17 protein-coding genes are annotated in these 21269 nt (G+C 43.6%); 2 read left to right on the plus strand and 15 right to left on the minus strand.

The annotated features are described in order from the left end of the window. Nucleotides 1-212 precede the first annotated feature (212 nt). Nucleotides 213-1460 carry an IS110-like element ISDha12 family transposase gene (locus tag DHAF_RS18980; RefSeq protein ID WP_005808714.1) on the minus strand — a complete coding sequence of 416 codons (1248 nt, stop codon included), beginning with the start codon at nucleotides 1458-1460 and terminating at the stop codon, nucleotides 213-215. Nucleotides 1461-2098: 638 nt separating this feature from the next. Here DHAF_RS18980 and DHAF_RS18990 point away from each other — a divergent pair. After that, the gene (locus tag DHAF_RS18990) at nucleotides 2099-2785 is read left to right on the plus strand and encodes a vitamin B12 dependent-methionine synthase activation domain-containing protein (RefSeq protein ID WP_015944799.1); all 687 of its coding nucleotides are present in this window, start codon (nucleotides 2099-2101) and stop codon (nucleotides 2783-2785) included. 19 nt (nucleotides 2786-2804) lie between these two features. Here the strand turns inward: DHAF_RS18990 and DHAF_RS18995 are convergent, their stop codons facing one another. The 8 genes from DHAF_RS18995 to DHAF_RS25360 form a co-directional block, all read right to left on the minus strand. Further along, nucleotides 2805-3455 (minus strand): hypothetical protein, encoded by a 651-nt coding sequence (locus DHAF_RS18995; RefSeq protein ID WP_015944800.1) that lies wholly within the window; start codon nucleotides 3453-3455, stop codon nucleotides 2805-2807. A gap of 125 nt (nucleotides 3456-3580) precedes the next feature. Beyond that, nucleotides 3581-4246 (minus strand): ABC transporter ATP-binding protein, encoded by a 666-nt coding sequence (locus DHAF_RS19000; RefSeq protein WP_015944801.1) that lies wholly within the window; start codon nucleotides 4244-4246, stop codon nucleotides 3581-3583. Next, nucleotides 4243-5508, minus strand: coding sequence for an ABC transporter permease (locus tag DHAF_RS19005; RefSeq protein ID WP_015944802.1), 1266 nt, complete (start codon nucleotides 5506-5508; stop codon nucleotides 4243-4245). The genes DHAF_RS19000 and DHAF_RS19005 overlap by 4 nt, the downstream gene beginning before the upstream one ends. A gap of 19 nt (nucleotides 5509-5527) precedes the next feature. Next, entirely contained in the window at nucleotides 5528-6664 is a 1137-nt protein-coding gene (locus DHAF_RS19010; RefSeq protein WP_015944803.1) for an FtsX-like permease family protein, read from the minus strand. A 197-nt stretch (nucleotides 6665-6861) separates the two neighbouring features. Then, entirely contained in the window at nucleotides 6862-7899 is a 1038-nt protein-coding gene (locus tag DHAF_RS19015) for a hypothetical protein (protein ID WP_015944804.1), read from the minus strand. Between the two features lie 700 nt (nucleotides 7900-8599). Beyond that, nucleotides 8600-9118, minus strand: a complete 519-nt coding sequence (locus tag DHAF_RS26820; protein ID WP_015944805.1) for a VanZ family protein — start codon at nucleotides 9116-9118, stop codon at nucleotides 8600-8602. A 387-nt stretch (nucleotides 9119-9505) separates the two neighbouring features. Then, entirely contained in the window at nucleotides 9506-10534 is a 1029-nt protein-coding gene (locus DHAF_RS19025; protein ID WP_015944806.1) for a TolB-like translocation protein, read from the minus strand. Nucleotides 10535-10553: 19 nt separating this feature from the next. Further along, nucleotides 10554-11378, minus strand: a complete 825-nt coding sequence (locus DHAF_RS25360) for a M23 family metallopeptidase (RefSeq protein WP_015944807.1) — start codon at nucleotides 11376-11378, stop codon at nucleotides 10554-10556. Nucleotides 11379-12097: 719 nt separating this feature from the next. On the opposite strand from DHAF_RS25360, the gene DHAF_RS19030 reads away from it, so the two are divergent. Next, nucleotides 12098-12535 carry a hypothetical protein gene (locus DHAF_RS19030; RefSeq protein WP_015944808.1) on the plus strand — a complete coding sequence of 146 codons (438 nt, stop codon included), beginning with the start codon at nucleotides 12098-12100 and terminating at the stop codon, nucleotides 12533-12535. A 77-nt stretch (nucleotides 12536-12612) separates the two neighbouring features. On the opposite strand, the gene DHAF_RS19035 is transcribed toward DHAF_RS19030, so the two are convergent. The 6 genes from DHAF_RS19035 to DHAF_RS19060 form a co-directional block, all read right to left on the minus strand. Further along, nucleotides 12613-13482: a DUF4367 domain-containing protein gene (locus DHAF_RS19035; RefSeq protein ID WP_015944809.1), complete on the minus strand. Its 870-nt coding sequence runs from the start codon at nucleotides 13480-13482 to the stop codon at nucleotides 12613-12615. Nucleotides 13483-13565: 83 nt separating this feature from the next. Next, complete coding sequence (locus DHAF_RS19040; RefSeq protein ID WP_015944810.1) at nucleotides 13566-14120, minus strand: RNA polymerase sigma factor; 555 nt, start codon at nucleotides 14118-14120, stop codon at nucleotides 13566-13568. A gap of 476 nt (nucleotides 14121-14596) precedes the next feature. Then, nucleotides 14597-18193 (minus strand): chromosome segregation protein SMC, encoded by a 3597-nt coding sequence (smc, locus tag DHAF_RS19045; RefSeq protein ID WP_015944811.1) that lies wholly within the window; start codon nucleotides 18191-18193, stop codon nucleotides 14597-14599. Next, nucleotides 18186-18974 (minus strand): ribonuclease III, encoded by a 789-nt coding sequence (gene rnc, locus DHAF_RS19050; protein WP_015944812.1) that lies wholly within the window; start codon nucleotides 18972-18974, stop codon nucleotides 18186-18188. The genes smc and rnc overlap by 8 nt, the downstream gene beginning before the upstream one ends. A 20-nt stretch (nucleotides 18975-18994) precedes the next feature. After that, nucleotides 18995-20233 carry a beta-ketoacyl-ACP synthase II gene (gene fabF / locus DHAF_RS19055; protein ID WP_015944813.1) on the minus strand — a complete coding sequence of 413 codons (1239 nt, stop codon included), beginning with the start codon at nucleotides 20231-20233 and terminating at the stop codon, nucleotides 18995-18997. Between the two features lie 48 nt (nucleotides 20234-20281). After that, entirely contained in the window at nucleotides 20282-21226 is a 945-nt protein-coding gene (locus DHAF_RS19060) for an NAD(P)H-dependent flavin oxidoreductase (RefSeq protein WP_005813418.1), read from the minus strand. Between the last annotated feature and the right edge of the window lie 43 nt (nucleotides 21227-21269).

Raw genomic sequence — 21269 nt, forward strand, 5'->3', positions numbered from 1 at the left:
ACATAGTGGTTATGATTGTGAGAAAATTCCTGTTATGCCATAATTAAAGTAATCCATTTTAATTAAGTCCTTCGGTAATATGTCAAGACTCTAAGCGAGTCAAATTTTCAGTTAGCTAATAATCAGTGGGCAAAAAAAGGCAACAAGAAATCATCTCATTCCCAAACTATCGTGGGAAAAAGTTACAAAAATGGAGTATCGGTTAGCGCAATTCATGCTTGGTTTGCATTCCCCCTATTGCCATGTGGCCTATAGATTTGGTTGCTGCGTAGCAGAGCATCAACCATACGGACGAGTTTGCGTGCAGTAAGCACGAGAGCACGGCGATGATGATGAGTCTTACTTTCCGAAAATTTACGTTGGTAGAAGACCTTGTACTCTGGTTCCTTTTGGCGTACTAAGTTAGCAGCCTGGATGATATAACTGCGCAAGTAGGTGTTGCCAGTTCGGGTTAAGGGTGTGTCATCGGCTGTAAAATCACCTGACTGGTGGGTACGCCAGGTTAACCCAATAAACTTTGCTAAGGCTCCTTCATTCGGAAAACGACGGATGTCTCCGATCTCAGCAATAATACCCGCTGAAAGCACAGGGCCAATACCGGGAATGGTAATGAGCGTATTCGGGAAATGCCTGATTTCTGCTTCGATTGCCTTATCGATTTTCTTTACCTGCTTCTCCAATGTGTGGATGGTTTCAATGCTCGTGGCCAGGATAAGGTTAATGGGTTGCAATAGGCTTCCACGCAGTCGATGGGCCTTGCGGGCAGCTTCCTTCAACTCTCTGGCTTTGGTTTCCGGATCCTCGAAATGACGTTTTCCTTTCTCCATGAGGAAATCAATCAGTTCATCAAGCGGTCGAGCCGCAACCTCTTCTGGAGAAAAAAACTCAAGTGTCAAGGATTCAGAAGTAGCGCCGAAAGTGTTACTAAAAACCGCACCTTGGGCAAGCGTGCTAAACTTCAAGAACAAGTTCGTGAGAAAATAATTCTTCTCTCTGGAAATCATCTCAATCAGATGACACCGAAAGCGAGTGAGGCGCTGTAACGGTAAGTAGCGGAAATCGACCTGAGAGCCCTCTGGGAGCCGACCGAAGCGTAGACGTTCGGCAATGACCCAGGCATCAATCCAATCGTTTTTCGGAAGGTCCACATAAGCCTTCTTGAAATTAGCAACGACCTTGGGGTTAAAGGAATAAATTTGGGGCTGCAAAGGGGCTAAAGAATGGTCTTCCGCTAAGAACATTTGTAACGGCCAACTGTATACGGAAGTGGCCTCTAAACCAATAACCAGCCGGTCCACATTCACTTGAGCACAGGCGTCAAAGAGATATCGGGCAACTTGCTCACAACCAGGCTGATCATTCAAAGCCCGTAGCCTTTTAACCGGTTCATTACCACGCTCATCTAAGATTCGCACTTTAAAATCACTGGAACTCACATCAATACCGACAAATAAACTCAATTAAAATCACCTCACTTTCTGAGCCAAACAATTTGTAAGATTAACGTTGGGACCAGGCACCACAACAGGTCAACAACCTCGCCGAATCAGCACTTGTCCTAAAAAGACCTCGGATCCAACCGATCTGCTACTATCGGAGGAGTTCCCTTTAAGCTGTGCAACCTTCGAGTTAAAAGTTCAAATTGTGGGCTGGCAGTCAGACTTAAAAAGAGGTCAGAGCCTCAAGGAGGAAAAGGCTTTGCCAGAACGAACCTCACGGTACCATTTTGCTTGAAATCCCAACAAACTTAACTACTTTTTTGTTGTCAAAGAACGATCTGAGGAATCTCAGGTATTCCTCACCTGAGCCTGTGGACAGTGCCAGCCTGTGGAAAAGCCCTTTGGGGTCTGTCTTAAAAGAGCTTTCCCAACAGGCTTTGGACAAGTCGAATTTGAAGTATGCCTTGGGGTTGACTTGTCCACACTGCCCACAGGCACGACGGCTGCATGGGGTATGCGTTATCCTGTGTGCATCTTGTTGCTGTTGACCATATCTACTGAATTTCCAGTTGTCTATGGTCATTTAAATACCCCACGTTCCATTAGTTTTTGGGACTCGTGGGGCAGGAACTAAATCAATTATACGAGGAGGGTAATAAATGAATACCAAAGTAATGACGGCTATTCCTTTTACTATCGATCGGGATTGGCTTTTTACACATTTACATATCAAGCCGGGCAAACCTTATGTCGAGGATGTAGAAAACATGATTGAGCAAGCATTGACAATCGGCAAGCCCAAGGCTGCCTACCGATTGGCCTATATAGAATCCAAAGGAGAAGATTTTGTCGTCGTGGATGGGTTTAAGTTCACCAGCAGAGTATTGCGGGTCAACCTGGCGGAAACCTTTAAAGTCGTCCCTTATGTTATCACTTGCGGAGAAGAGCTTGAAAGATGGGCAAAAACCTTTCATCATATGTTTGAATCCTATTGTGCCGATGGGATTATGGAAGCAGTTATGCATTCCGCCCGGGTGGCATTTTTCTCCCAAATTGCAGAAGAATATAATTTAGGCCATGCCGTCAACATGAATCCCGGTTCTCTTGAAGATTGGCCGCTCAAAGAACAAGCACCTTTATTCCAACTTTTAGGTGACGTCAAAAGCTTAATCGGGGTGGAACTGAAAGAAAGCTTCCTCATGAGCCCTATCAAAACAGTATCCGGTTTCCGTTTTTCTAAGGAAGGAAGCTACGAGAATTGTCAGCTTTGTCCCAGAGAGAAGTGTCCCGGACGGAGAGCCCCTTATGAGCAAAATTTGTATGCGGAAAAGTATCAATTAAAGTAATGCTGTTAGCTCAAGCCCCTCAAAGGAGTTTGATATTTTTTGGGAGACGCCCGATTCCTCCATGGTGATGCCATAGAGAACATCGGCTGCTTCTATGGTTTCTTTGTATAAAGTGTCCCAGGCAAGCAGATGCCATAGGTGATGCCGGTACTAAGCAAATCCAACGCACCGAATCATGGCAATGTCTCTTCCGTACTAAAAAACTCATTTCAAACTCTCTATAGTCTGTACTTTGCCCTTCAAAAAGTCGTTTAACAATTCTCAAGGTTTCTTCGTAGTGAACTATTTTGGCATCATGTTCGCCACGAAAATAAGATTGCGTACTATCATCAGATACATTAAGCAAATAGTGGCCGTTTTTTGCTCTAACACTTATTGTGTAGGGGCTATTGTCTGCAAAAGTAGGAGTAAGTGGCCTAATGCCTGCAAACTTAATTGATTTCATTGAATCAAGTAGCTCTTTAATATCTTCCTCATTTGTTAGCATCATAGAATTAGAGTTCGGATCATGAAGAAGGATATCAGTCTCGCTGTAGAGGGGAATACAAAATTTCATTCGGAATTCGACATAAGCAAAGAATTGTCTCCCCAGTATGATAAGCCCAATCGTTGCTAAAATGCATACGGTAACAACAATGTCTTTTTTAATATCTTTTTTAAGCTGCTCCAATGAACAATCACCTTCAGTCTATTAGGGCCAATCACTTAGACAGCGCTTCTACCAACTGCTGCCTCTGCCCATCCACTCCAATAATAAGCAAACGCCGATGTGGCTTTAAATTCAATAAAGCAGCGTCAAACAATTTCGCCGTCATTAATTGTTATTATCTTATTCGCATAGTTTGCCGTTTTGCTGTCGTGGGTCACGATCAAAATTGTTTTCCCTTCCTGATTAATTTGTTTTAACAGCAACAGCAGATTTTCTCCCGTTTTTTGATCTAACGCGCCGGTTGGCTCATCAGCCAAAATGACTTCTGATTCGCACACCAGTGCTCTGGCGATGGCCGCCCGTTGTTGTTGGCCACCCGATGTTTCCTGAGGTTTTTTCCGAAGAATACTGTTTATTCCAAGTTTTGAGGAATAATGCATGATTTTTTCCTTTTTTTGTTTAGACGGTATTTTCCGATGAAGAAGGGGCAATTCAATATTTTCATAAAGGCTGTAGTCTTTGAGAAGAGCAAAATTCTGAAAAATAAAACTGACAGTATGATTTCGGATATTGCTTAACGCCCTGTCGGACTGCGAATTTATTAGAACTCCGTTTAAATAATACTCTCCGCTTGTAGGAACATCCATACAGCCTAAAATATTTAAGAAGGTGGATTTTCCCGAGCTGGAGGGCCCCATAATCGCCAGAAAATCTCCTTTTTCTATGGCCAGATTTATATTATTGAGCGCGATAGTCCGGTAATCGCTTTTGCCGTAAATCTTATAGATTTCTTTCAGTTCAATGATATTCATCGATCATTGCCTCCTATCATTTCCACCGGTTTTAAGGAATTAACCTTATGAACGGGTAGTATCGATGAAAGAAACGTTATCCCCATAATAATGATGATTGACAATAAGACGGTTTCCAGACTGCTATCTTGCATTGGATTTATCATTTCTCCGTCGTTTATTGCTTGTTTTACGGCGAGATAATTCATCGTCAAAATAGCTAAACTTGCCAATAATGCGGAAATGGCAATAATAATAAAGTTTTCTTTTATGATTAAAGAGCGAATATACGCTTTGCTGGCCCCCGTCACCATCCTTATCCCAAATTCTCTCTTTCTGGCTAAAACGGTGGAGACGCTGACGGTAATCAACCCAAAGAGCGACATAACCCCCAGGAAGATACAGATGAATAGGTGGCTAAACATAATCTCCCTGTTATTTTGTTTGTAAAGGAGCAGTTCTTCTCTGATCGATTTACACGCGATTCCGAGGTTCAATTCCTTTGCTTTGTTTTCAATGAGCATGCTGATATTCTCCTGCTCTTCAGTATTGCTGAGGGTATAAAATAACGAGTTGGACTTTTCCAGTATTGAATTTTCCGAAGACGAAAAAGGGGCAACGAATTTATCGGACAGGCTGACCAGCTTATTGCCGATATAATCATGCTCATTGAACCAACGGCTGTCATTGCCGATAAAACCAATCACTTTATATTGAATTCCGGTATTGCTGTCTGTTATCATCTGATCCAGTTTTATTATTTGAGAATAAGCTTCGCCAATTAATATCGGAATCGTTTTCTGATTCGGATTGAAGTCACTGTCCTGAAAACTCCTGCCCTGGACTATTTGTAATTTTGCTAGCTGATATACTCCTTGATCCATCTTAATGATCTCGACGGCATGAGGATATTGCTCCTTAAAGGAGCCTTTGGTTAATTCCTTTCTTTTCGTCAAAAAAGCGTTATCATTCTCAAGTTCTGCAAAAAAGGTATTGGTTAAGTCGTACCCTCCAAAACCTTCAACTCCCGGCAGGTTATTTATATACTCGGCGAGGGTGAGAAAACTTGACCTGAAGTATTCGGCATAGGTTACGTTGAATAGCGTTAAATGCATTGTTTTATCAATATCTGCGTTGAGATACTTTTCTTGATAAGAGTTTGTCTTGATACCCATAACGGCTGTATGCAACATATAAATAGTAATTGTAAACTGCACGATGAAAAGAATCGTTGTCAGTTTTCTTTTTCCCAAAGACTTTAAGGCAATCTTAATGGATGGCATGCTATCCTCCTGCTGGGTTTTACTTTCTCATGATTTCAATGGGTTGAATTTTCATAGATTTGACGATGGGAATGATTGTTGCTGCAAGAGACGAGGCCATTGTGAAAATGATAGCCGTTAACCAATTAACGTAGGTTACAGTTGACGGATAATCCAGCATGTTACTTAAAATTTGGTTTAAAAGCATATGTAAAACCAAGGCGATAATGCAGCCTGTCAATAAAACGAGAAACATTTCCGAGAATAACATCATGGCAACCTGAAGGTTCGTATGTCCAAAAGCTTTTCTTACCCCAATTTCATATCTTCGGTCATTGATCCAATAGGATGTGATATTAACCAGATTTATTAAGGCTATTACATAAACCAAGAGAGTAAAAATCACCAAACTATCCTTCTGTGCAAATAAATCAATGATAATCTTTTCGCTGCCTGGGTTTAATTCCTCAGCCGTGATCATGGCGTCTTTATCCACTTGAAGGATTTTATCCTTCAAGGTATTAAAATCATCCATGGGCAGTTTTTCATCATTATACAAGATCATAGTGCAGCCGCTGCTTTCAATTTCGCTCCTGGTACTCTCAGGGACTGACGTAAGGGGCATCAATATTCTGGAATCCCATGTCGTATATTGATTTTTTACACCGATTAAGCCAATCACTTCATACTCTTCGCCCTCAATATCCAGGTACTTTATTCCATCTTTCTTATGGGTAAGCCCTAACAGGTTTTTACCGATTAAAATTACGCTGGCTCCTTGATTTATTTCACTTGTTTTTAAATATCTTCCATCGTAATACGGATAAGTCCATTTGGATTCTTCTTGAAAAAAGATAGCGGTTAAGGGGTGTTTGGATTGATCTTCGTTAAAATAAAGGGAGTGGTTCGCTACCATAACGCCGGAATTCACGGAGATATTTTTAATTATTTCTAAATGATCGTCAAAACTGGACTTTTTACTAAAAGCATATGTCATGGCCAAAGCATTTTGCGGCGTGGCGTTTTCTTTCATTATGGCGGCTTGTTTTAACCCAAGTACAGCACTGGTTCCAATGGATATAAGCAATATGGATACGATAAAGCCTATCAATAAAAATATGATGGAAACGGTGTGGGCTATGAACTGCCGTTTTAATAAAGTTATTATTTTATACAAATTAACCTCACAACTTCTTACTTAAGAATAAGGACAGGATATCGCCCCTCAGGGGTATTGGCGAGCAACAGGATTATACTCTCCACATGCCTTGTCACGATAAAAGAGCTTTAAATTATATAGTCATATTGCCGTGACCAAGGTGCTAGTCCATGGGACATAATTTTAGTTATTTAACAACCTCCCCTTTTACAAATCTAAGATTTGTTTATTGTTACAAACAAGAAGAGAGCGCCTATAGTGCAGACAGTATTGCGAATTAAGAACATTTTTTCATCGTAAAGAGAAAAAAACGGCTTGGTCAGCATGATAAATACTTGACTGTTAATTACAGCTTTTACCCAATTATCTGTTTCCGCATATTGGAGTCCCGTGTAAAACAAACCCATCAGCAGCATGTAAAAAACTGTTACTGAAACAAAGATAAGACCCATAATGAAAATTATCTTTTTTGATTTTGCCGATAAGTGGTCTACGTTAAGGAGCCCAATTTTCGTTAGTAAACCTGCAATCAATAAGGCAGCGCTCACTAGAACCAGAGGCTTAACCCAAACAAGATAGATGATTCCAGTCAAAATATGATGAGATGTGCTTTCCGCCGTCTTTTCAATATATATTCGAAAGATGACACCGCAGATAAAAGCCAGTCCGAAAACACTATAGAAAAGCAATTGCCCAACGTTTCCTTTTTTTATGTTGGTCTTATTTGGCCTCTCCCTAATCCCGTTCTCCAATCTGTTTTTGGCAAAAAATAGGAAGAGCGCGCCTAGGGTACCGACATTATTATAGAAAAAATAAACAGCTTTATAATAAACGGAACGAAATGGCTGGTAAAGTGTTTGATATAACTGACTGCGGTTTACAGCGCTTACCCAGTTATCTGTTCCCGCATATTGGTACCCCATACAGAGCAAACCCATCAGTAGCATGTAAAAAGCTGTTATTGTAACCAAGACCAAGCCAATAAAGAACAGTATCTTTTTTGCTTTTGCAGATAATACGTCTGTGTTAAGTACCCCTATTTTTGCTAGCAGACCCGCAATCAATAAGGCAGCACTCACACCTATTATAGGTTTGATAATCAACCCATATATCATTACTAAAATCCTATTGTTAATTTCATCTAAGTTTGCAACGTAGACACTAAATGAAATACTGCAAATCAAGACTAACCCGCATAGGATAAAAAAGAATAGTTCCCTCACCTTGTTTTTATTGGCATCCGCACTATCCATTTGCCCGTTCCCCCTCTTAATTTGTATCAACGTGGAAAACATCAGGCCTTAGGCAATGTAACGTTGGAGGCCCCTGACTGCCAAGACCCTCTTAATGCAGTGGCCGTGACTAACGGACTCTTGCCACCGGCGAGGGCGGTCTTTTGAACAAAAATAATTAATAATCCTAAGGATTTGGGAGAAGCCCTAACTCTGAAGTGTCTGTTTTATTAAGAACAGGTTACTTCTTTAACATCTAAGTATAAACACAGCATCCCGTTACAAAACGAACAAGCGAGTTGAAGGTGCCGAGCGTTTGGGCTTGTATTGTTGGACACTCAGTTGTGATGATTAACCATTTGGTAAAACCTATTAACTATCTTCACGTCACCGCTTTTTAGAACTAGATAGGAATCTGCTGATACCAACATTATTCGTCATAAACTAATAACATGAGTGTATGTTGGAAGTTGAAGAGCACTCCTTGCTTTCTTTATCATAATGAGGAGTGCTCTTCAGCCATAGCTATTTTATTTTAATTGTGATATACGTGTAGATTTAGGTTAGCTTACTCTCTACTATAAAATTCTTTAAGGTTAAAGTCCTTGTAACTCCGGGATATGTTAATTCATAGAGGAAAGGTTGACTGGATGGAGGCCTTTCCTCGAGCAGAAAGTGGTTTAAGTTTCGGCTGGCCGACCGAAGGAAGGGTTGTAACTGCCTAGGGATGCAGCGTTTCCCTATTTAAAAGCTTCTTTTTATAAAACTTGTTACAAATCACGAAGAAGTAAAATCCAATTATCCCGCCGATTGTATTAGCAATAATATCATCAATATCAAAAGCCCTTCCAGGTGTTATTGTCGTAATTATAATAATCAACTGCAGGACTTCAATCGAGACAGATGAAGCAAAGCTAATGACTATTATTCTTTTTAAGCGATTATTTATCTCGTAGAGCATTGGTAATAAAAAACCCAGAGGACAAAATAATAAAATATTACATGCAAAATTTTTATACATGTCAATAAGCGTCGACGCAATGATATTTATGCTATAAGTATGTTCTGGTGACAAAAAATATTGAATTTTATCAAAACCACCCTTTAAAAATTGAAATGGTATCAAATTATAGTCGATAAAGGATAACTGTATACGTATAACAGGGTTAATGGGAAAAAGTGTAATTCTTATAATTATAATAACATATATTAGCAATATAATTTTTATATTTTTTTTCATATCTATGATCCTTCCTTTTCTGTGAAAGGCACAAAACCGTATGACCACCCGCCCTCGCAAAAAATTTGTTTGTCGTACAATACAACAAGAGCAAGCACACAAAAATTAAATCCCGTTATTCTGCGCTCAACCTAAAAGCAGGGTGAAAATCACCCCGCTTTTATTTCACCTTAGCATAGTTTAATCAACATATATATGAAAATCACCTGCATAATATCTCTTATTTAGGTCTCCATTAAATCTATTCTGTGTGAAATTATGAGGGTTCAGACCCGGGGGGAGGTTCCTAAAGAAGCTCCCGAGTAAAGCTTAAGTTTTCTAGAAAATAACCAGAAAAACTCAGTTTGAATAACCTCCCAATTTTTGAATGATAAAATGATATTAATCTTATTTATTAAACTCTTTTTCAGTATCTATAATGGTTTCATTTTTAAAACTGTAAGATTTCACTTTGATTCCATCGCCTGTAACATTAACTTCATAGGGCTGCTCCTCGATAGGGTATTCTCCAGCCTTAATCCCTTTATTTTTGATGTCATAAACGACTAATTTTGCTTGATCTACATTCTTTATAATCAGATAATCATTGTCCCAAAATAATTTTCTTGAGCCGTCAAGGGTTGCAATTATTTGATTATTCTTTAAATCAGATAAAACTATTTTAGAATCATGCCTGTCCTTTAAGTTGATCTGTGTAAACACAATTTTGCTTCCATCCGGCGATACTTGAGCTTCACCAGCCCCCTCAAAGTAAACTTCCGATTTGTCATTCTGTAAGCTATATTCTTTTATCTTAGGCGTGTTTTCGAAGTAATCATAAAATAACTTCCCATCGCTCCATCCTAAATAGATAACTTCGGGGTAATTAAACCCGGAATACTTAAATGTATCGATGGATTTTGCTTTTCCAGTAGTCAAGTTCTTTATGACTACTTCTATTCCTGCATTATTTGAGCTTCTCTTTCCAACGATAGCCAGATTATCACCGGAAACATCATAATCAAATACGGTTTCGAGACCGGTTCCCTCAGTTAGGGGCACAACTTTCTTCTCTTTATAGCTATAGATTTTTTCCTTGCCTAAAATGATATCGCCATTGCTTAGTTTTAAATATATCGGTCTGTTTTCAAGCCAAGGCTTATACCAAAAGGACCCTAATATGCTGTTGTCCGATGTATTCTTTACATTAAAAATTAAACTCCCATCGTCAGCAATTTCTTCCGAAGCTGAAACTGTAATATCCTGTAGTTTAATAGTATCGGATATCTCCGCTGTATACTTATTGATACCACCAGGATTGTTTTCAATAATGGAATCCTTTGCAAAAAAAACTGAGCCTTCTGCTAAACAAACATAACCTATGGACAATAATCCAATTATCAGTGTCATGAATATTATAATTTTTTTCGTCTTCATTTGCTTTCCCTCCTTTGATTTAAGGCAAACTAACACTTGGTACTAATGTATCTGTATTACTACTTGCGCTAACGGTACTTGTCCGCGCGCCATTATTGTAATTTAAGGTAATACTTCCAGGATTGATTCTTGTGATATAGTAGTTTAAACCGTATGCACTTTCATCCGGAAATGCACTACCATTTTCCATAACATAATATGAGTATGAAGCCCCATAGTTAACATCTGTACCTTTCGTGGCCCCAGATATTCTTATAGCCCGCGCGTAGGAACCCGATGAAGTTAAGACTTTTCCGCGAAGAGCTGCATAATTGTCTTTACTACTTCTTCCAAGGAATCCTTCCGGATTCCTTTGGGCATACCAGTTATTTGCTCCCATTCTTATTTCATAATGTAAATGGGGTCCACTAGCATTCCCAGTTTGCCCAGATAAACCCAAGTATGTTCCCGCTGGATAAGTTGTATTTACTTGTATAGATGAGGATAACTCGCTCATATGGCAATAATAGTGATAGAATTTAGTATTGGTATAATATGGATGAGTCGACTCTATAACAATGTATTTTCCATACGACGCCCCCCCAAGATCGCCTTTAGTAATAACCTTCCCAACATAAGTAGAGTATATCGATGTTCCAATTGGTGCAGCAAAATCCATACCCATATGACCGTATGTGCTGCTTGAATTTAGCTTTTCTCCATAAAGGTATCCCGCATTAACGGGGGAAGATACAGGAGAAGGCAAACCCAAATCGTATCCAGCAAAACTAAAGGTTGCACAAGATAATACAAAAACAAAACATATTAATAGTAAAGCTGAATACTTAAATATTTTCTTTCTCATAAGTTTCATTCCTTTCAAATTCTTATCTTAAAGAATAGAGATAGTCCACGCACAGTCCTCATGCATCTCAGTTTAAATGCCATTCGTTATACTTTCGCTTTTTTGGCCTCCTATGATATCACCTCCATCATTGCTTCTAGCCTTTGACATACCTCACCTCACCATGAAAATCTCCTGAATGATGTTAAGAAATATCCCTCCTTGCCTTATACATTACATTAGATGATCAAAATCACATCTTTTTAGCATTAAAATTTCGAACAATATTCTGATTACAATCTTATCTTCTATGTTCTTATAGATTGTCTATAGCACAATATTGTTTCATTCAATGCAGAAGAATAGCATCCAACGATAATACCAGGAAAAATCAAAATAATGGTACGGAGATGCTGTGGAAAGGGTCCACTATAACTATTAGTTCATCATGTTCCACATTTTGCAATTTTTAGATGATTAATGATTTTAAATCTTTTTAAATAAACAATGTGATTTTATGTCACTAATGTAATGTATATAGTAGAAAAGTAATGCAAAAAGCTACAGTCCAGAATCCTGCACAAAACTTCAATCTCACCTAAGCGTAGTTAACGGACTTAAATTTCAGAGGGAGCGTGATACCTTGCCAACAAACTAGACAGGCAGCCCCAAACCTGAGTAAGAGATTCTCTTTTCGGAAATAACCTATGCTTATAAAAAAATTATATGGAGGTTAAACCATGTTATTGATGAAGAAATTAATCGTTGTGTTTTTAACCATAGTACTTTGTACTATGGCTTCACCCTTTACTTCCTACGCAGATGCGGGTAATGATCTAACGCCTCAGGCAAGTTTATACATCCGCTCAACAAGCGCCACCATACAACCCCAGGGAAATGGAAAACTCTATCTGGAAAACATATTGGGTGCTACTAGAATTGTTGATCAGCTTGGGGTTAAAACTATAGAAATTCAAACATTAAAAAACGGCTACTGGCAGTCCACATACACAATAGTAAAAAACGATTACCTTTATAATACCGGCACTTATGTTTATGCTTGTTATTATAGCGGAACGCCCGGAACACAATATCGGAGTTATGTTGAGTTTTACGTCTCCAATGCAGGAGGGGAGGAAACAAAGATCGTTACCTCCCAACCAGTGACTGCCAACTGATAGGAGTAAGGAACCATGAGAAAAGCAGGAGCGCATCAAAACTCCTGCTTTTCTGAATTGTATTTTCTAAAGTCATTTTAATTCATCGAGTCAATAATTTTAATTAGATCATCCGCTGTGATATCGCCACTAATATTATAGACGGTATTATTGTGGCTCCAAATCGCCTGAGTTTGACCGAGGTTGCGAAGAATGTAGTGTTTTATATTATCTTTTTCATAAACTTCTACCAGATTTTCGTCTTTCTCAAAGTTAGTGTCCGCAACTGCTTGCTCCCCTTCGGCGTAGATACTAAGGTCAAAAACAATAACCTTGCTTGAATCTTCCTGAAAGTATAATAACGCCTTGCTGTGATTCTGTAACTTAAAAGTCTCACCATACTTAAAGACAAATCCCTCCGGAACCCATTGAGGCAAGAGCGGCTTTACCGGGATATCCTTAATAACCTCCTGAATATCACTATAGGTTTTCCTTTCGGCGACATTGGAATTACCTTCTTCTACCGGCTGACTTTGGGTCGATAAGTTAAACGTATCTTTCCCCCAATCAACCACAGATTGGAAAAGATTATAGCCCAAAGCACTGGCCACTGTAGAGGATGTGAAAAAAATCAAAATAAAGGCTGCGGCAACCTGAGCTATTCTTTTTCCCACTAAGGTTTTATGCTGGCTGCTCTGCCATTCCTTATAAGCTTGATCGACATTCTGGCGCATGGTTTTCATTTTCTCTTCGGAAAGATATTCTTCTTTTCCTTCAATCAAGTTAATGGCCTTTATACATTCGTCGATCAAATCCGTGTCCATACTGACCTCATCCACCGCCGATGCCTCATACAAAATACGATATAGCTTTTCTTTTACAAGAACGTCACTTTCCTTTTCGGAGAGTATCATCCTGATAATTTCTTTATCATTAATTACATCAAGGGAATCCCGTTCTTTCGCCATGATTTTCTCCCTTTCTTTTTCAACCTTCCATTTATATACATTACAAAGGCCGTATTAAATCACAGTGACTACAAAATTTTAGTTCACTTTTCAAAATAAATACGAACACTTTTTTTAATTTTCTTTTTTAGCCGATAAATCCGGGTCGTCATTGCTGTGGCGGAAATCTCATGTTTCCCGGCAAGTTCTGAAACGGACATATTATTTTTAAAGTAATCACGATAAAGCTCATACTCATCGGCTTGAAGTCCCTCTAAAATCTCTTCGCAAAGTTTGTCCAGATCGGCAGTGCCATTGAAGAGTTCTTCCAATTCGTTGTCCACCTGCGCCCAAGCTTCCAAGATATGATCATCCATGCTGATTTCATACTTATTCTTGGTGTACATACTTCTAAATGAAAGGTTGACCAGATTCCGTGCCGTAGTGTATAACCATCCTTCCACATTCGGATGGTTTACTAATTTTGCAAGCTGCTTCCTTGCTTCCAAAAATGTATTTTGGGTGCACTCCTCTACCAGATCCAAGAGTTCCTCCTGCCCTTTAACTCTCCTTAAGCAGTATAGATAAATCCGCTCATAGTATTTATAACATAAATCCTCGTAGAAAGTCTCATCCTTTAAGCGGTTCCATGGCCACAAAATCTACCCCTCCTCCGTGTACTTGTGTGCTCTCTAATCATTTGAATTAGCTGTAAGTTCTTTTCCAGGTTCATATTTCCTCATTTTAATTTTAATATCTCTATTTTATAATATTTCTCCTAATTTTTATCAATTTCTTCTTGTGAAAAAATGTCAATAATAGGTGAGAGATCGGCTTAATTGAAACAAACAGAATACTTTTTCAACTCATTTTAACAGATTGCTGAATCATGACAATAAACTCATACTTATGCAGTAAGGCCGATTACTTCAGCCTCATTATCTCATGCTCTAGCGGCAATACCGATAATAATGCGACTCAGGTTACATTTACATATATTTTATTATCTTTAAAAAGCCAAAAGATGCCCTCTTTAAAGAGAAGCATCCTCTTCAACTTAACTTTATTCTCTAACATCTCCAACTAAAGATAATCCTTAGACCTATCAAAACCCATCCCAACTTCCGCAATCCTCTCAAGCCATCCTAGTATCCTTGTCCTGGCCTTCCAACTGAACAGAGAGCAGCTTAGATACACCCGACTCCTCCATGGTGATGCCATAGAGGACATCGGCTGCTTCCATGGTTCCTTTGCGGTGCGAGATGACCAGGAACTGGGTGGAGTTTGCCAAGCGGTGAATGTATTGGGCAAAGCGGCTGACATTGGCATCATCCAGGGAAGCCTCGATTTCATCAAGGACACAGAAGGGGCTGGGCTTCACCTTAAGCAGGGCGAAGAGCAGTCCGATGGCTGTCAGAGCACGCTCTCCTCCGGAAAGGAGAGACAGCAGCTGGGGCTTTTTTCCCGGGGGCTGGGCGATGATCTCTACCCCCGTATCCAGAAGATTGGCCGGGTCTACTAAGCGAAGTTCCGCATAGCCTCCGTTGAACAGTTCCTTGAAGACCACTTTAAAGGCTTCGTTGACCGCTATAAATCCTTCTTCGAAACGTTCCGACATGGTTTTATCCAGTTCGGCGATGAGTTGCTGGAGGGATTCATTGGCCTCCTCCAGATCCTGCTTTTGCACCGATAGAAAATCAAAGCGCTCCTGAAGCTTCGGATATTCTTCAATGGCCGCCTGGTTCACAGGGCCCAGCAGCTCCATCCGCAGTTTAATCTCCTGGACTCTGGCCGCCAGCTCGGCACGGTTTCTTTCACTTTGGTAGGCTTGAGCCTCTTCCCAAGTCAGGTCGAATTCTTCCAGTAACCGTTTGGAGCCGGTTTCCCATTCGGCATCCCAGCGGGCCGTCTTCAGCTCCAGGTTGTGCAGCTTTTGTTCCAGGGTCTGCTGCTCCTGCCTTTTCTTTTGGGCGAGGCCTTCCTGATCCATCAGCTCCTTGGACAGAACCTCCCGCTCTTTGCGCAAAGCGATGAGGACTTCCTGGGCTTGCTGCTGCTGCTCTCCTGCTTCCCTGCGGCGGCTCTCCCAGTCTCCCTGTTCGAAGGCCAGACGGGCTTTGCTCTCTTCTAAATCCTGCAAATCCTTGCGCTTGCGCTCCAGGAGATGCTTGTTCTCCCCCAGCAGGGCCTGATCCTGGACCAGGCGCTCCACAGCCTGCTTGAGCTCCTGCTCCCACTTAGCCGCCTGCACCTTGGTTTGGGTCAGTCTTTCTTGAAGCTGTTCCATCTCCCGGCTGGCCTGGCGATTCTTTTCTTCCTGCCGGGCCAAGGCTTCCTGAGCCTCTTGGATGCTGTCTGTAAGCTTGCTTTGCTCTTCTGCCTCCAGGGCCTTATGGCTTTGCAGCTCATCCCGTTCCTGCTCTATCCCGGCCACACGGATGGTTACGGCGGTTATTTCATCACGAATCCTTTGGGCCTGGGCCCGGAGATTAAGCTCCTGAGTTCTTAACACGGCCAGAGCGGATTTAAGCTCCTGCTCTTCAGCCATCAGATGCTTAAGGTTTTCCTCACCTTTTTGGATTTGGATGCTGAGAGCCCCTGCTTTGAGCTCCAGTTCCTTTTGCTGGGTGCGTCTTTCGTCGCACTCCTGCCGGAGTTCCTGGATTTCCCGGGAACGTCCCAAGATGTTGGAGCCTTTTCTTTGCAGGCTGCCCCCGGTCAGGGAGCCCCCCGGGTGAACCTGATCCCCCTCCAGGGTCACGATGCGGGCGCGATAGCCCGAGGCTCTGGCCACCCGGGTGGCCGCCTCCATATCCGTGACGATGAGGGTTCTGCCCAGTTGGGATTCAAAGGCCTTGCGGTATTTTTCGGCGAAGGTGATAAGATCCACCGCCACGCCGATGAAGCCGGGGTCCTTGGCCGCCTCTTTGGCCACAGCGGCTTTGCCCCCTTGAATCACATCCAGGGGTAAAAAAGTGGCCCGACCCAGATTGTGGCTTTTCAGATAATGAACGGCTTCCTTGGCACCCCGTTCCGTTGCGGTAACGATATTCTGAATACCTGCCCCCAGGGCGACCTCGATGGCCACCTCATAACGCTCTTCAACCTGAAGAAGATCCGCCAGGGTGCCGCAGAGATCTCCGCAGGAAGGCTGGTTTTTTTTCTTGGCCAGCATCAGCTCCCGGACACCCCGTTGATAGCCTTCCAGGGAGTCTTCCAGGTTCTTCAGGGCATGATAGCGGGCTGATTTTTTCTCCAGGTCCCGATTCAGTTCCTGGAGCTCCCTCTGCCCTGCTTTGCTCTGCTCACGGAACTGAGCATTTTCCTGCTGGGCCTTCTCTGCCTGGAGCCGGATATCCGTCTGCAGCCCTTCCTGGGTTTTAAGCTGCTCCTGAACCTGGGCCTCCTGCTGCTCATGAGAGAGCAGGGCTCCTTCTTTATCCTTTTTTTCTTTAATCAATTGCTCATGGGTTGAATTCAGGGTAGCCAACTGATGGGTAAGGCGGTTTAATTCTGCGCTGGACTCGGCCAGCTTGCTCTGCAGATGGGAGAGACTGCCCCTGAGGATTTCAATTTCCTCTAAGCCATTCCTGGCTTTAGCCTCGACCAAGCGTTGTTCATCCGCCGCCAAAGCCTGATTAGCCTGGTCCAGAGTCTTATGTAAGAGGGCTTTTCTGTCCTCTAAGGCTCTGAGCTGTTCTGTACTCTGGCGAACCTTCTCCTCATGATTGGAGAGCTCCGTGGTGACACGATTAATCTGCTCGCCGAGGTAGCCTTCCCGCTCCTGGCGGAGCCGCAACTCCTGAACGATTTGGTTGACTGCTTGATCCAATTGGTAGGTGGTTTCCTGCTGCTTCTGGATCTGCTCATCCAGAAGATTGAGCTTCACTTTGTTGCTGAGGATGCCGCTTTCCTTCTGGCTTAGATCCGCTACTGCCGCGGCGATGGCCGACTGAAGTTCTTCCGTTTCCTGAACGGAGGAAGTCAGCTTATGGCGCACCTCTTTTAAATCAAAGGCCACCATCTCGATCTCCAGGGCTTTTTGTTCTGTGGTCAGCTCCACAGCTTCCCTGGCTATGGTGGCTTGCTCTTCCAAAGGTCCTAATTGCCCTTCGATCTCGGCCAGGATATCCCTGATCCGCTCTAAATTATGTTCCGTTTCATCCAAACGCTTAAGTGCTTCCCGTTTGCGCATGCGGTATTTGGTTATTCCTGAAGCTTCTTCGATCAAGGTGCGCCGTTCTTCGGAGCGCAGATTGAGAATCTCCTCGACCCGGCCTTGACCAATAATGGAAAACCCTTCTTTGCCCGCACCGGTATCCATAAAAAGTTCATGGATATCCTTAAGGCGGCAGGAGGAGCGGTTGATAAAATATTGTCCCTCTCCGTCCCGATAGACTCTGCGGGTGATGATCACTTCCTGATACTCCAGGGGAAAAATCCCCGTGGAGTTATCAAAAAATAAGGAAACCTCGGCCATCCCCACCGGGCGCCGCACACTGCTGCCGGAGAAAATGACATCCTCCATCTTGCTGCCCCTGAGGTTTTTGGCGCTCTGTTCCCCCAGAACCCAGCGGATGGCATCGGCCACATTGCTTTTGCCGCTCCCATTGGGCCCCACTACCACACTCAAGCCCTGCCCTAATTCCAGCTTCACTTTGTCCGCAAAGGACTTAAACCCTTGGATTGTAATGGATTTCAAGAAAACAGGGAGAGTATCGGCTTTAGCCATTGTTCTCCCCCCCAAACTCATCTAACACTTGTTGGGCTGCCCGTTGTTCTGCTTCCTTTTTGGTCCGTCCGATGCCCTTGCCCCGCAGATTTCCCTGGAGGAATACCCCGGCTGTAAAGCGCTTATTATGATCCGGGCCTTCCTCGGCCAGGATACGATAAGTGACTTCCGTCTCTTCCCGCTGGGCTTTTTCCTGGAGCATGGTCTTATAATCGCCGTAGTTGCCTTGGGCTACTTCGGCAATTTCTTCCTTCAGCAAGGTCAGAACCACTCTCCTCGCCTCTTGGAAGCCATACTGCAAATAGACAGCCCCCACGATAGCCTCCCAGGCATCGGCTAAGATGGAAGGCCTTTCCCTGCCCCCTGAGACCTGTTCACCTTTACCCAGAAGCAATTCTTCCCCCAGCCGAATCTTCTTGGCAGTGCGGGCTAAGGTGCTCTCGTTGACCACCGCCGCCCGCATCTTCGTCAATTCACCTTCAGGCCGCTCCGGATAACTCAGGTAAAGATACTCCGCTACCACAAAATCCAGAATGGCGTCACCCAGAAACTCCAGCCTTTGGTTGTTCTCCAGACCGGATTGGGGATTCTCAAACAAATACGAGGGGTGGGTTAAAGCAGTCGTGAACAAGCGATTGGGGGGATCATCCAACTCCAACCGTTTCGCTAAACCTATTCCTGTAGGAATCCGCTGCAAAGTATCGGCATGATACTTATGACGTTTATTCCCCTGCAGATTATGCTTAGTTGTTTTTGCTGTACCCTGATGTTTTTTTTCCACCGCTCATACTCCTTACTCACCTAATAACGTTTTAATACAATTGTAGCATTATGTCCTCCAAAACCAAAGGTATTTGATAAAGCAACTTGAACTTCTTTTGGCCGGGCGGCATTGGGAACATAATCCAAATCGCATTCCGGGTCAGGCTCTCCATAGTTTATGGTGGGTGGAATCATGCTATTCTTAATGGTTAAAGCGCAGGCGATGGCTTCGATAGCTCCTGCCGCTCCTAAGAGATGCCCGGTCATGGACTTGGTGGAGCTGATGGCCACTTTTTGCGCCGCTTCCCCGAAGAGGGCTTTAATCGCCGCCGTCTCCGCCGAGTCGTTGGCATTGGTTCCTGTGCCATGGGCGTTGATATAATCCACTTCTTCCGGCCGCACCTCAGCTCCTGTCAAGGCCGCCTGCATGGATTGGATGGCTCCTGCTCCTCCCGGCGCCGGAGAGGTGATATGATAGGCGTCACAGGTGCTGCCATATCCGGAAAGCTCAGCGTAAATCCTGGCCTGCCGCTTTTGGGCATGCTCCAGGGATTCCAGAACGAGGATTCCCGCTCCTTCACCCATGACAAACCCCGACCTTCTGGCGTCGAAAGGACGGCAGGCTTCCCGGGGATTTTCCTTCTCCGTGGACATGGCTTTCATGGCGCAAAAACCCGCAAAGGCCAAAGGTACAATAGGGGCTTCCGTGCCGCCGCAAAGCACTACATCGGCATAGCCGTGCTCGATCAGGCGCATGGCCTCACCGATGGCATTGGTAGCCGAGGCGCAGGCGGTGGCCACACTTAAGCTGGAGCCCTGAAGGCCGAATTCAAGGGAAATATGACCGGCAGCCATATTGGAGATCAGCATAGGAATAAAGAAGGGGCTGATTCTTCCCGGCCCTTTATTCATGAGGACTTCTTTCTGCTGTTCCAGGGTGGTGACCCCGCCCACTCCGGTTCCCACAATACAGCTGGCCCTTTCCTTATTGACCTGGTCCAGATTTAACCCGGAATCCTGGACGGCCATTTTAGCCGCAGCCATAGCCAACTGGGTAAAGCGATCCATATGGCGGCTTTCTTTACGATCCAGCCAATCCGTAGGCTCAAAATCCTTAATCTCCCCCGCTACTTTCGTGGGCATATCCCCCACATCAAAACGAGTGACAAAATCTATCCCTGATTGTCCGGTAATTAAGCTGTTCCAGAATGTTTCCAGGTTACTCCCAACCGGGGATACCACACCCATTCCTGTAATAACCGCTCGTTGCTTTTCCATCTTTATCCTCCTTTAATCCCACTGTCAGTAAAGTAGCTCAATCCTTGTCTAGGCCCGGAGTATTTGTTCACGAATATCTTCAAAGATCTCATGGACCGATAAAACTTTTTTGATGCGGGAATAATGAGCTCCTGAGAAGACAAGGCCTTCTTTCATATCCCCTTGCTGAGCCTTGATCAGGCGCTCCATGATGCAAAAATTCCGCTCACAATGCTTGAGGCATTGGTCGCAGCCGATCCGCCGGACATTCTTCCCTGCCGCCAAGGCCTCGGTAAAGGGATTGCGGATGCCCCGCCCCGGCAGACCCACGGGGCTATGGACAATGACCATATCCTCTGCCTGAGCATCAAGGAGATGCTGCTTCCATTCCGGAGCGGCGCTGCTCTCGGTACTGAGGGCGAAACGGGTGCCCATCTGTACTCCGTCAGCCCCTAAGCGCAGAACCTCCGCCACATCTTGGCCATCCATGACTCCCCCCGCGCCAATAACGGGGATCTTTACAGCTTCCTTAACCTCAGGCAGAATCTCCCGCATGGGGCGTTCGGTCCCTAAATGTCCGCCCGCTTCATGTCCTTCCACAATCACCGCCGCCGCACCGAGCTTTTCGGATAAGCGGGCCAGCTTGGCGGAAGACACGATGGGCACCACAGGGATTCCCGCTTCCTGGCCCCAGGTGAACATATCTCTGGAAAAACCTGCCCCGGAAACCAGCAGGTCAATCTTTTCATCAAAGGCTGCTTTGACAAGCTGAGCAAACTCACGCACCGCAAACATGATGTTCACCCCGATAATCCCCTTGGTGCGCTTCCTGGCTTCTCTGATTTCCTGCTTTAATTCTTCAACGCTCAAACCACTTCCGGCAATCAAGCCGATTCCACCTTCCTCAGCAACGGCCGCTGCTAAAGGAGCCATGGATATTCTAACCGCCATTCCTCCTTGAATTACAGGCATCTTAGCTATATGATGGGCGATGCGGAGTTCTGGAATTTTCACTTAAGTTCCTCCATTCAAATCCAAAGCATTATGATACCGATAT

Origin of the sequence: Desulfitobacterium hafniense DCB-2, from assembly GCF_000021925.1 — a bacterium.
GTDB classification, from domain to species: Bacteria; Bacillota; Desulfitobacteriia; order Desulfitobacteriales; family Desulfitobacteriaceae; genus Desulfitobacterium; species Desulfitobacterium hafniense.

Bases quoted from the DNA above. Each gene is read 5' to 3' on its own strand.
- DHAF_RS19035 (WP_015944809.1), bottom strand. From the start codon at position 13,482: ATGGCGAAAGAACGGGATTCCCTTGATGTAATTAATGATAAAGAAATT.
- DHAF_RS19005 (WP_015944802.1), bottom strand. From the start codon at position 5,508: ATGCCATCCATTAAGATTGCCTTAAAGTCTTTGGGAAAAAGAAAACTG.
- DHAF_RS19015 (WP_015944804.1), bottom strand. From the start codon at position 7,899: ATGGATAGTGCGGATGCCAATAAAAACAAGGTGAGGGAACTATTCTTT.
- DHAF_RS19000 (WP_015944801.1), bottom strand. From the start codon at position 4,246: ATGAATATCATTGAACTGAAAGAAATCTATAAGATTTACGGCAAAAGC.
- DHAF_RS25360 (WP_015944807.1), bottom strand. From the start codon at position 11,378: ATGAGAAAGAAAATATTTAAGTATTCAGCTTTACTATTAATATGTTTT.
- DHAF_RS26820 (WP_015944805.1), bottom strand. From the start codon at position 9,118: ATGAAAAAAAATATAAAAATTATATTGCTAATATATGTTATTATAATT.
- smc (WP_015944811.1), bottom strand. From the start codon at position 18,193: ATGGCTAAAGCCGATACTCTCCCTGTTTTCTTGAAATCCATTACAATC.
- DHAF_RS19025 (WP_015944806.1), bottom strand. From the start codon at position 10,534: ATGAAGACGAAAAAAATTATAATATTCATGACACTGATAATTGGATTA.
- fabF (WP_015944813.1), bottom strand. From the start codon at position 20,233: ATGGAAAAGCAACGAGCGGTTATTACAGGAATGGGTGTGGTATCCCCG.
- DHAF_RS19030 (WP_015944808.1), top strand. From the start codon at position 12,098: ATGTTATTGATGAAGAAATTAATCGTTGTGTTTTTAACCATAGTACTT.
- DHAF_RS18990 (WP_015944799.1), top strand. From the start codon at position 2,099: ATGAATACCAAAGTAATGACGGCTATTCCTTTTACTATCGATCGGGAT.